Raw genomic sequence first — 13214 nt, 5'->3', positions numbered from 1 at the left:
TGCAGAAACGGTTACGGTAACAGTGGCAGTTGTGGTTTGATTTGCATCTAATTTATCGACAATTTTATAAACTATCGTATAAACTCCAGCTGGGGTATTAGACGCCACATCTACCTGACCAGTTACAATATTTAGCGTTACACTAGGATTTGTAGTAGAAACCTGTGAAAGAATTACATCGTTTAATGTTGGAGCAGTAATCGTTCCGTTATAACCATCGTTGGCGAGTACGTTATTTACCACTATCCCTCCTACTAAACCATTAGCGCTTCCTGCATCATCTTTAGCTATTAAAGTCCCAGAAGCTACTGTTACCTTAACAGTAGCAGTTGAAGTTTTAGTAGCATCCAGTTTATCGGTAATGGTATAAATTAAGGTATAAATGCCAGCCGGAGTATTTACGGCAACACTCACTTTACCAGTTGTTGGATCTAAAGTAACCTTGCCATTGCTATCGTTGGTACCATTAGTGATGGTGACGTTGGCCAAAGCTGCCTGCGTTCCGCCGTTGTAGGTATCATTATCTAAAACATTTGAAACAGCTGTTCCACCAGTTACCGAGTTGGCTGAACCAGTATCGTCTTTTGCCAAAATCGTTCCAGTAGTTAAATGAACAGTAACGGTTGCCTGTTTCACATTTCCTGGATTAGCTTTGTCTTCAATTTGATAAACCAAAGTGTAATCACCAACTGGAGTACCTGGTAATACATTAACCTTTCCGGTAGCAGGATCAATAGATATATTTGGGTTTGTACTCGATACCTGACTAATGGTTACATTTGCCAACGTGGCCTGATTACCATTAACCTTATCATTAACTAAAACATTGTTCACCGCAACACCACCAGTTACCGCACTTAAAGTTCCCTCATCATCAACAGCATAAACACCGGTATTAGTCACCGTTGGATTATCGTTGCTCTCCGTTGTACCCGAAACATCTGAAACATTACCATTTGACGGATTTTTCCCTGTAACCGTTGCAGTATTACTTACAGATCCAGCTGCTTTTTCTGCAGCAGATATGGTATACGACGCCGTTGCGGTAGTACTCGCTCCTGGCGCTAAGGTTGTTACACCCAAATTAATTGCACCTGTAACTTTACTATCTGTTATTGCAAGATTGCTCAAGGTAACATTACCTGTATTTTTAACCGTGAACAAATAGCTGATTGTATTTCCATTAATGTTTAGTGTACCCGTTTTTACCAAAGCAACCGAAGGACTTAAAACAATATTTACATCAGCGGTCGCAGTTTTTGCAGTCGGAAGTTCTGTTGTTTTAACACTTGCAGTATTGTTGATCTTTCCTGAATTGTTGGTTGGATTGCCGTTATTGTTTAAGTCAGCCTGAAGCACGGTATAAGTTCCGGTGTAAGCCCAGCTTTCTCCTTTTTCTAAAATATTATCCGCATTTCCAGTCTTTACCGGATTGCTTAAATTTCCACCTAATAATGGATCACTAACAACCACGCCATTTTGATTGGCATTACCAGTGTTTGCAACAGTAACCGTATAAGTAATAACATTACCAGCCTGATTAACCGAACTTACATTTGCAGATTTTGTAATCGATACTGATGAACAAACAGGCACAGTTACCGTAATGGTAAAAGGATTGCCATCGCAAGTACCCGTAATGGTAGCTTTCGGTGTTACTGTATAAATTATGGTTTGCGCACTATTGCTCATGTTAATTAAAGTCTGCATGATGGTATTACCCGATCCATTAGCTGCACCCGCCACATTAGCATTCGAATTTACCGTCCAGGTAAACGATGAAGGAATTGAATTCCCTCCATTTGCCGTACTATTGATATTCTGTGTTTGAATATTATAACTAAAAGTTCCAGTACAATCTAAAGTTTTTGTATCGTTAAATCCTTTCGGGCTTTGATATATTGTTACGGTAATTGAAGTACGAGAAGGACTCTCACAACCATTAATGGTCTGGCTGGCGTAATAAGTTCCGTTAGCCAGGGCGGTAGTCGAAACTAAAGCCGCTCCACCTGTAGCCTGACTGTACCATTTTACCGCTGTTCCGGTTGCAGCTAAATTAGCAACAGTAGCATTTGAGATTTCGCAGAAAGTCTGATTGTTGGCACCTGGAGCAGGTGTTGTATTCCTAACCACAACATCGAAAGTAAACGTTGCTCCGGTACAGCCATTATAAATAGGTGTTACGGCATACCTTACCGTTGCATCAGCACCCGAAGTATTTGATAAAGTTTGTGAAATTGGTGCAGCAACGGCTGTAGATTGATTTGAAAATCCTGTAGCCGTTCCATTCGTCAACGCTGCTGTCCAGGTATAAATTGTTCCGTTTACATTACTGGTTGGTGTTATGCTAAATGCCGATGCAGAACAAACAGTCTGTCCTGTTGCAGTAGCGATAAGTGTTGGTACAATGTATACCGTAATCTTAAATGGATTTCCGGTACAGGCCAGGTATTTTGGAACAACCGTATAAGTAGCGGTTTCTAATGCAGATCCATTATTAGTTAAAGTCTGATCAACAGAAGACTGACTGCTTCCTGCTGTCGCACCAGTAATATTCGCCGACGAAAGTACAGGAGCCGACCAGGTATAAGTTGTGCCGTTTGCCGCCTCAATAGGGGCAAAACTAAAACTACCCGTTTTACATATATTATAAGTTTGATCACTGAAAGATGGAGTTGGCGTAACCGTAATCGTTGTTGAACCTGAATAAGCATTGCTACATCCACCACCCGATACAACTGCCCTAAAAACGGTAGTAGTAGCAATATTGGTATAGTTAAGTGTTTTTGTTGTATTGGCAATGGTAGTCCAGGTGGTACCATTATCTGTTGATGACTCCCAGCGCACAACCGTAGCAGGCGCATTATTTAAAGTAAGTGTACCATTACTTCCTGAACATACCGGCGATGTTCCTGAAATGGTTCCTGTTGATGCTATCGTAACAGTGTGGGTCGCAGTTTTAGTTCCACATGCATTGCTTGCCGTGGCGGTAATAATAGCCTGTCCACTGTAAATTGCCGACCAGGTAACAGCACCTGTTGACGAATTGATCACACCAGCATTTGATGGACTAATACTATACACCAATGAAGTGCTGTTTGCAGCTGTTGCTGTATAAGTTTGTACTCCGTAACCCTGACAACGATTAGATGCAGTACCCATGGCAAAAACAGGATTTCCAAGTGCACCAATAACTGTAATTTTCCCGTCAATACTAAGCGATCCGGATTTGACAGTATAAATATATACACCAGGGAGAGTAAGTAGCTGACTGGTTGTGCCACTAATGGTTATTCTTTGTGTTGATGAATCGTAGTTAGCAGTTATACCAATTGGTAAATTAGCAACACTGCCAGTAGTTGCCGAAGCAGGTAATTGATAAACAATATCGGTTATCGCATTCCCCACACAAATAACCTGTGCATCATTTCCACTATATAAAGAAATGGTAGACGGTGTTACTGATGCTGAAGCCGTATTATTGGTAAGATTTGGATCATTTTGAGGACCGGTAACAGTAACCGTATTTTTGTAGGCATTGGTAACCGATGAAGATACCACCTTTGCACTGATCACCAAGGTTTTTGTTTCCCCGGCAGCCATTCCACCAATAGACCATAATCCTGTTGAAGGATTGTAAGAAGTACCTGTACTTGCAGTATACGAAACATAACTGAAACCTGCTGGCAAAATATCTTTGGCAGAAACACCAATTGCATTTCCTGTTCCTGTTACCGTACCCGAAGCGATGTCCGAATTTTTAACTGTTATTGTAAAATCAACTGTTGATCCAATACCCGGCGTGGCATCACTAACCGTTTTTCCAGCAATCAGGTCAATATTACATAAAGCAACTGTAACTGGTAACGATTGGGCACTAATTCCGCAATCCAATTGCGAAGTAACCGTATAAGTACCAGAAACAGGTGCCTGATAAGTATTACTTGTAGCCCCCGTAATCGCCGTACCATTAAGATACCACTGGAATGGGGCAACACTGCTTGGGTCTGCACTCAGCAATGCTGAAGCACAATCTGCCTGGGTATAAGTAGGTTTTAGCGCTTTCTCTGGAAAAGGAGAAAGAAAGTTTGACATTGAAAAGCCAGCCCCTTGCTGAACCATATTAACCGTTAACCTCGCCGTGCTGCTCAAACTGATTACATTCGGTTTGCCAATATTCTCGTTCGTAAAATCGATCAGATATTGTCCTGTCGATCCCATCTGTCTCCTCACTCCTACCCCGTCAATGGTTTCGATATCTTTGTTTGTATAAAGGTTATCGGTTGAAAGTAATACTTTGGCAATCGGATCCTGTATAATGATATAAGCGAAATAAGGAAGATCAGTAGCTTCATTAAGCGCCCTAAATTTCATGGTTTCAACTTTTTTAGATCCACCACAGGTCGAAATCGGCGCCAAAGTGGCAACATCAACTTCACAGCCAGAAGCTGTACCCGAATAAGCCACCACATTTTTATTCGCTACTATTTTGGTAGAAGAATATTGCAGTCCCTCTTGTCCGTTACCCGCTGTAGTACCTGCAATTCCATTTGGAAAACTCACAAAGCTTCCTGCTGCAATTAGGTTGTAAGTGTTGGTACTCTGTAAAACACCTGCAGTATTAAAATTATAAACGGTTACAGAAGTATTGGGCTCAGATGCAATAACAGTGGTTTGCTCAGAAATGTTATTTCCGCCCCCCCTTACTACAATATACTCGTTGCCTAAAGCAGTAACCGGTGGTACTGGATTTGATGCCCCATCATAACAAGCAGTGCTTACTGTAGGTGCATCAAACTGTGCACTTGTATTCATTACCGCAGGACCAGATGTTTCTACCAACGCCCCCATATCGGCATTAAACAAATAACTTTGCCCTGCATTCAATGTGGTAGTAGCTACGCCATTTATACTTACAACAGTGTTATTTTCAATCGCCATTACACTATAAATGGGCTTATGCTGTCTGGTACTGTAATTTGGATTATTACTGGTATAAATTTCTCCGTCTCGGTAATAACCTGCTCTAAATTTATTGCCTATGGCAGCATCACCGAAACTGAATAAAGAGGCGTTACCCTTTATATAACCATCGTCTGTTGCATCAGAAGCTACATTTCGGATATTTACATTTATCGCAGCCGTCGATTCAACAATTAAACCTGCTGCATTAATGTTTGTATTTAACGAAAAATAAGGAAAACTGGTAACACCGCCAGTAAAACGGTAACGGCCAGGTGAGCCGGCAACAACATTGGTTAAAGTAGTGATTAAAGTTCCATCGCTCTTTTTTACAGTAACAGAAATCGGTGTTGTACTCACCGTAGAAACAACCAGTTCGTTAGCAACAGTAAAATATTGCCATGGCGCAGGAGCGATATAATGCTTCTTGTAGGTTTGTGCAGTAACCGATGAGACCGAAATAAACAGAAACAGAGGTAAAATCGCGATTTTAAACCATGTTTCTTTCTGAAAACTATTGAAAAAGCGTTGTATAAATTTATTCATTCTTCCCATTGGGATAATAGGGTTATTACTGCATAAAATTGGTCTCATCCGCCGAGCACAAAATCATCCTAAAAAGATAGTTTGTTTACAAAATTTTCTCCTTAACGAATGCAGCAAAAAACAACGTATATACGCTGATTATAAAACACTTTTGAAGAGATAGACACTATAAAAAAACCTCGTTTTTGAGGGCCGCAAAAGTATATTATTTTTTACACTCTCACAAGTACCAAAAAGGGCTAAATTGGATAGCATTTTCTGTACTTAAATTGTCAAAAACTGTCTTTCCAATCATACAAAGTAAACAAAAACAGAAATTGACTTCTTACATATACATCTTCGACTGCCAGTGGCTGAGGTGATTTTTTGACAATAATCAACAACTATATATCAACTTGACTTATTTATCCTACAGTCAGGAGCATAAACTAAATTTCTAAGAGACAAAAAAAGGGGTTAAAATGTCTGACCATTTTAACCCCTTTTAACTGGTGAAAAATAAGAAAATAAGCAGTCCTTTGGACAGCTAAATTTTAGCCCTGATTCTGCTCAATGTTTCTAACCTGATGGCCAAAAATGAAGCGATATGTTTTAACGAAACCCTGTTGATTAACCCCGGAAAAGAAATCAGAAAACGTTTATATCTTTTTTCAGCAGAAGAAATGCGGCAAAGGTAAGCCCGTTCTTCAGCGGAACGGTAATATAGCTCCATCATCTTTCTGCCTACAATATTCGCCTCTGCAAAATTTTCGTATAAAAATTCTGATAAAACATGTGGTATAGCAATTAAATCTACGTCTTCTAAGGCCTGAAGATACTCTTCCGAATCACCTTCTATCCACAAATTGCGTATAGTGCCGATCACTTCGTTCTCTTTAGCTATCCAGGTAGTAATTTCAGTATTTCCATCTTTAATAAAGCCTCTAACAACTCCTTTTACGATTAAAAAGAGGAATTTGTTTCGGTCGACTGGAGAAACCAGGTATTTATTTTTTTTATAACTAACCGGAAATGTATGCTGATTGATGCGTTTTTCGATCTCAGCATTAAGAGGGTGAAATTTTTTAAAAATCGAGACTAGAGGAGAAAAGTTATTATATTTTTTCCACCTATCTTCATCAGATAAATTAACTGCGAGCATAGAGATAACGATTGGGATAGATATAATTACGCTGAAAACAGTGTAATTACTAGGTAAGTATAAGAAGATTACAATTGAAAAAAGAATTTTTTTCAATTTATTCAATTTTCAAAATGATCAAAACACCTTTTCTACCCCTAGCCCAAACAGTGCAAAATCGTATTTTACAGGATCATTAGCATCAAATTGTCTTAAATTTTCGGTTAACTCAACTGCAGTTAACCAATCAGTCTGTTTCCGGTTAATCAAACCCAATAGCCTCCCTACCCGGTCTACATGTACATCACAGGGACAAATCAGCTCTCTGGGTTTAAGCGTATCCCAAATCCCAAAATCAACACCATTACCATCTGCTCTCACCATCCACCTTAAAAACATATTTAAACGCTTGCAGGTTGATTTCTGCTTTGGGGAGGAGATATGTTTCCTGGTACGGTGCGGAAAATCTTCTAACGAGAAAAAATAAGCCCTGAAATGGTTCAATGCCTGCTCTATCGAAAAATTAAGATCAGCAGTATAACAAACTTCAGAAGAAACTTCTACACTTCGCGCTGTTAAAGAAACCTCCAGGTACTCAGTTCTAAAAATATCTTGTTGAGGAATAAAGGCCTGTTCCAGGCTATCAAAATTTTGATAATGTTGTTTAAAAAACGAGATAAAATAGAGCAGATCAGTATCGTTAAATGTACGGTGTTTAAAATTTAGCAAACGCTTTAAATCGTCATCCGTGTGGTTGAGCACAAAATCATGAGGGGCATTATCCATCCGGTTAAGCAGCTCTCTACATTTATTGATAATGGTTTTCCGCTGCCCCCAGGCCAAAACCGCAGCAAAGAAACCAGCTATTTCTATATCCTGTTTTTTTTCAAAAAGATGTGGAATACAAACCGGATCGTTTGCGATGAAATTAGGCTGATTATATTGTTCAACTTTGCTATCAAGAAAATTTTTCAGCTCCAGAAATTGCATGTATTTTTATTAAACGAGAATGGCATCCCCCATTGCTGTCATGCTGAGGTACGAAGCATCTGCACCCGAAATGAGAGATGCTTCGTGCCTCAGCATGACAATGGTATTTATTTTAGTTAACCGACATAAAAAGATTTTATGCCAACGCCCTTTCCAGATCTTCCAAAAGATCGTCGATATCCTCTACGCCTACGCTTAAACGCAATAAGTTATCGGTAACACCAACTTTTTCCCTCTCCTCTTTCGGAATAGAGCCATGTGTCATGGTAGCCGGGTGATTGATCAGCGATTCTACCCCACCTAAAGATTCGGCAAGGGTAAACACTTTAAAATTAGATGAAATCCTGAATGTCTCCGCCAGATCAGCACCTTTCAAGGTAATTGAAATCATACCTCCAAAGCCACGCATCTGTTTTTTAGCGACATCATGATTAGGGTGATCTTCAAAACCCGGCCAATAGATTTTATCAACCTTTGGATGTGTTTTTAAATAGTGCGCAATCCGTTCTCCGTTTTCGCAATGCGCTTTCATCCTCAAGTGAAGCGTTTTAATGCCCCTCAATACCAAAAACGCATCTTGTGGACCTGGTGTTGCACCACAAGCATTGTAAATAAACCAAAGGTCTTTATACAACTGCTCATCATTGGTTACCAAAGCGCCCATTACCACATCAGAGTGACCACCGATATACTTGGTTACCGAGTGCATCACAATATCAGCGCCTAAATCGATGGGATTTTGCAGGTATGGCGAAGCAAAAGTATTATCAACGGTAAGAATCAGATTTTTTTCTTTGGTAATTTTAGCCACTCCTTCAATGTCGATAATCTGCATAGTTGGATTGGTGGGTGTTTCAATCCATACCAATTTCGTTTTATCGTTAATATACGGAAGCATATTTTCTGGTTTAGAAAGATCCAGAAAATGAAATTTGATTCCATATTTGGTGTAAATTTTAGTAAAAATACGGTAAGAACCACCATAAAGATCATTCCCGGTAATTACCTCATCGCCCGGTTGCAATAATTTCAGTACTGCATCTGTAGCGCCCATCCCACTCGAAAAAGCCAGACCGTACTTAGCATTTTCTAAAGCTGCTAAACAATCTTCCAAAGCCTTACGCGTTGGGTTGGTTCCCCTTGAATATTCATAGCCCTTATTATCGCCCGGCGATTTTTGCCAATAGGTAGAAGTTTGATAAATCGGTGTCATTACAGCACCTGTTGTTGGATCAGGCTCCTGGCCTGCATGTATGGCTTTAGTTGCGAATTTCATTTTTTTTATTTGAGATTTGAGACAATAGACATGAGATGTGCGATTTGAGATTAGATTTCGTCTCAAATCTCAAATCTCCCCTCTCACATCTAACTAATAAGCTCTTGCGAACAATACTCTCTGAATAGATGGTTTTCCTGAATAAATACAAACGCCATCTTCCAGTTTATTATCCAAAGGAATACAACGGATAGTCGCTTTAGTTTCCTCTTTAATTTTTTGTTCTGTTTCTGGTGTTCCATCCCAGTGTGCAGCTATAAAACCTGCTTTTGTATCCAACAGCTCTTTAAACTCCTCGTAAGAATTTGCTTCTGTAATGTGCTCATCACGATAAGCCAATGCCTTGTTGAACATGCTTTGCTGAATATCTTCGAGTAGTTTTACGATGTAAATATCCAATCCTTCCTGAGGTACAGTTTGTTTTAATTTGGTATCCCTTCTGGCAACTTCTACCGTTTTATTTTCAAGATCACGGCCACCAATGGCAATACGGATCGGCACACCTTTTAGCTCGTAATCGGCAAATTTAAATCCCGGACGCTGTGTATCCCTGTCATCATATTTTACAGAAACGCCTAAACCTTTCAAACGCATCGTTAATTCGTTTACGTAGGTAGAGATTTTGGCCAGATCTTCATCGCTTTTATAGATCGGAACAATAACGACTTGTATTGGTGCTAATTTTGGAGGGATAATCAATCCCGAATCATCACTATGTGCCATTATTAAGGCGCCCATTAAGCGGGTAGAAACACCCCATGAGCTTGCCCAAACATAATCTAACTTTCCATCCTTACCTGTAAATTTAACATCAAAAGCTTTAGCAAAATTCTGGCCTAAAAAGTGTGAAGTACCTGCCTGCAAAGCCTTACCATCCTGCATTAATGCTTCAATACAATAGGTATCTAAAGCACCTGCAAATCTTTCGTTAGGCGATTTACGTCCCCTTACAACCGGAACAGCCAGCCAGTTTTCAGCAAAATCTGCATAAATGTGTAACATACGTTCTGTTTCTTCAATCGCCTCTTGCGCTGTAGCATGCGCGGTATGCCCTTCTTGCCATAAAAATTCGGCTGTACGCAAAAATAACCTGGTACGCATTTCCCATCTCACCACATTCGCCCATTGATTGATCAATATTGGCAGATCACGGTAAGATTGGATCCATCCCTTGTATGTATTCCAGATAATGGTTTCAGAAGTCGGACGAACGATTAATTCCTCTTCCAGTTTGGCAGTTTCATCAACTACAATATTTCCATTACCGTCATTTTTTAAACGATAGTGTGTTACAACGGCACATTCTGTCGCAAAACCCTCAACGTGAGAAGCTTCCTTAGAGAAAAATGACTTTGGGATGAATAACGGAAAATAGGCATTTTGGTGGCCTGTATCCTTAAACATTTTATCTAAAACAGCCTGCATTTTTTCCCAAATAGCATAGCCGTTGGGCTTTATAACCATACAACCACGTACTGCAGAGTGCTCTGCTAAATCTGCTTTGATTACGATATCATTATACCACTGGGAATAATCTGCTTCTCTACTTGTAATTTCTTTGCTCATGTTATGTATTTGGAACGTAATTTGTATGTTAAAAAGTGTAAAATTCGATAGCAAATTTATAAATTTATGCCTACAAACGATTAAGAATTGACATCAATTATAATTTAACGTTTTTAGACTAAGTAAATAGTTAAGAATTAATTACTTTTGAAACCTGTTTATCAATATTCGTGAACACACACAACTAATATAAACACAATGAAACCAATTAAATTTTTACCCATTGTTATGATTGCTGCTGCTGGGTTGGTGGCTTCATGCTCCACATCAAAACTGGCTCAAACCAAACCCGCTGATGATGTTTATAATTCGGTGGCGAAAGCCAGGGAGGTTGAAATGGTACCTCAACCTCAAAACCGGCAAGGCCAGCAATATCAGGCCCAGGGTCAGGAAGAATACGACGAGTATTATGGCACAAGTAATCCCTATTACGATATGGATTATTCATCAAGGATAAACCGTTTTTACAATGGTTATAGCTTTCAGGGTTATTATGATCCTTATTTCGACAATTATTACTATGGCAGCAGTTACGGACCATCTAACTATTTAGGTATAGGTATTGGCTGGGGTAACGGTTACGGCTTAGGTGGCTGGGGCGGTGGATTCGGTGGCGGTTATGGCTACGGGAGCATTTGGAATAACCCGTTTTATTATGGAAACTATGGTTACGGCTGGAACAATCCTTACGGTTGGAACTCTTGGGGACCTAACTCTTACTACGACCGTTATGGTTGGGGCGGAGGCGGATATTACGGCGGTGGCTGGGGTATCGGCGGCGGATACTATGGTGGTGGCGGAGGTGTTTACACCAATAGAAATACTGTTCGTAGAGCTGCGCCAGGCGGAGTAGATAACCGTATGCCACGAAATGGTGCAGGAATCTCTTCGCCAAATTATGGAAGACCTAGTAGAACAGGTTATACTGATCAAAATGGTAACAGAATTTCATCGCCTAATAGCAATGCAAGTAGTAGACCTACGAGAAATTCTGGGTATACTCCTCAACAACAAGGTACAAACAGCAGACCTACAAGAAATGAAAATTATACCCCTCAACAACCAACTAGAACAGAAAGTAGGCCAACTTATTCTCCACCACCATCAAATGGTGGAGGCGGAAGTGGCTCATCTGGCGGAGGTGGCGGAAGCTACGGAGGTGGTTCTCGTGGATCAAGAGGCGGAAGAGGTTAGGTTAAATTAAACACACACATCAAATGAAAAAATACATTCTATCATTGTTGGTAGCTACGGCGGCTACTTCTGGGAGTTTATATGCCCAAACCCTTGCCGGAAATGCATTCGACTTTTCGCAAACGAACTATGGAAGCACGGCTCGTTTTAAAGCGATGGGAGGTGCCCAAATTGGTGTTGGTGGCGATATTGGTTCAATTAACGCCAACCCTGCCGGTTTAGGTTTATTTACAAAATCGGAGTTCAGTATTACGCCTGAATTTAATTCAGTAAATAATAAAACTAGTTTCTTAGGGACGCAAACAACAGGTAATAAAAGTCAAATTAACCTTAATAATGTTGGGGTTGTATTTTACAGTCCGGCTTACAAGGCTAAAGGGTCGGATGTAAATAGTGGTTTAGTTAGTTCTGTTTTTGGATTAAGCTACAATAGAAACAACGATTTTTTAAATAATTTTCAGTATAACGGAACAAACACAAATAGCTCCATAAGAGACTCTTATGTTGAAGACGCAAGCGCAAATGGGATTACAAATACGGTTGGTGGCGATGCTTATCAAAGTTATCTTATAAATAAAAACGCAACTAATTTCCCAAATGGATTTTCTGCTGAACCTTATAATAATGCGAATTTTAAACAAAATTTCAACGAAAATAGATTGGGTTCTACATCAGAGTTTAATGTTGCGGGAGCATTAAACTTTTCTAACAAATTGTACATTGGTGCTACGGCAAGTTTTGTTAATGTGAAATATGTTAGTGATGCTGTGTTCCTTGAATCAGGAATACTTAATTCATTTAATGAGGACACCAAACAATATAATGGAACAGAAAATTATGCATTAACTCAATCCCGAAATCAAGAAAGTAAAGGATCTGGTTTTAATTTGAAATTAGGTATGATTTTTAGACCAATCAGTGAATTAAGAATAGGTGTAAACTTTCAATCTCCAACTTGGATGAATGTAGAGGATAATACTTACGTGCAGCTGAATACATCATTAATCAACTATAAGTCAAACAATGATCCTATTAACTTTTACTCCTCATATAATCTTCGTACTCCATTAAAAGCATCTGGAGGAATAAGCTACATAATAGGAGGACGAGCTTTAATTTCTGCAGATATTGACTATATTGATTATTCCTCTATAAGATTTTCTTCAGACAACAATTCTAATATTGCAGATATAAATAGTAGTAACAGTTTGATTAAAAACTCTTATAAAGAAACTGTGAATTACAGATTTGGCGCAGAAGTTAAAGTAAATGATCAATTTAGTTTAAGAGCCGGGTATGGAGTTAATGGAAATGGAATTAAAGATGAATATTTAGGTAATTCTGAAGCTAAATATTATAGTGGAGGCTTAGGGTATAGAATTGATAACTATTATCTGGATTTAACTTATCAAAACTATCAGATCAAGTCTTTAAAATCTAGCCCATATTTATTAAACGATTATTCTGAGCCTGTTGCTGATACTAAGAGTAATAGGAACAATGTATTCTTAACTTTTGGAGTAAGATTTTAAAGTAGAATAAAATAAAAAAGCCATAAAT

7 protein-coding genes are annotated in these 13214 nt (G+C 39.2%); 2 read left to right on the top strand and 5 right to left on the bottom strand.

From position 1 onward, the window contains the following. The 5 genes from U859_RS0129835 to proS all read right to left on the bottom strand — a co-directional run. Positions 1-5508, bottom strand: a 5508-nt coding sequence (locus U859_RS0129835) for a PKD-like domain-containing protein (RefSeq protein ID WP_029986304.1), incomplete at its 3' end; no start/stop codon positions are given. Positions 5509-6034: 526 nt separating this feature from the next. Beyond that, entirely contained in the window at positions 6035-6649 is a 615-nt protein-coding gene (locus U859_RS0129830) for a Crp/Fnr family transcriptional regulator (protein ID WP_025146866.1), read from the bottom strand. A gap of 117 nt (positions 6650-6766) precedes the next feature. Further along, positions 6767-7618 (bottom strand): TIGR02757 family protein, encoded by an 852-nt coding sequence (locus U859_RS0129825; RefSeq protein WP_025146865.1) that lies wholly within the window; start codon positions 7616-7618, stop codon positions 6767-6769. Positions 7619-7754: 136 nt separating this feature from the next. Continuing rightward, on the bottom strand, positions 7755-8903 hold the full coding sequence (locus tag U859_RS0129820) for a cystathionine gamma-synthase (protein ID WP_262496831.1): 1149 nt from the start codon (positions 8901-8903) through the stop codon (positions 7755-7757). A gap of 84 nt (positions 8904-8987) precedes the next feature. Further along, complete coding sequence (gene proS / locus U859_RS0129815; RefSeq protein WP_025146863.1) at positions 8988-10460, bottom strand: proline--tRNA ligase; 1473 nt, start codon at positions 10458-10460, stop codon at positions 8988-8990. Positions 10461-10658: 198 nt separating this feature from the next. Here proS and U859_RS32600 point away from each other — a divergent pair, with 198 nt between their 5' ends. Continuing rightward, the gene (locus U859_RS32600) at positions 10659-11654 is read left to right on the top strand and encodes a hypothetical protein (protein ID WP_025146862.1); all 996 of its coding nucleotides are present in this window, start codon (positions 10659-10661) and stop codon (positions 11652-11654) included. 23 nt (positions 11655-11677) lie between these two features. Then, positions 11678-13186, top strand: coding sequence for an OmpP1/FadL family transporter (locus U859_RS0129805; RefSeq protein ID WP_025146861.1), 1509 nt, complete (start codon positions 11678-11680; stop codon positions 13184-13186). Positions 13187-13214 lie beyond the last annotated feature (28 nt).

Source organism: Pedobacter jeongneungensis (genome assembly GCF_000633455.1).
Classification (GTDB): domain Bacteria; phylum Bacteroidota; class Bacteroidia; order Sphingobacteriales; family Sphingobacteriaceae; genus Pedobacter; species Pedobacter jeongneungensis_A.
Note: the sequence above shows the minus strand (reverse complement) of the source record. Positions and strands in the feature narration are given on the sequence as shown.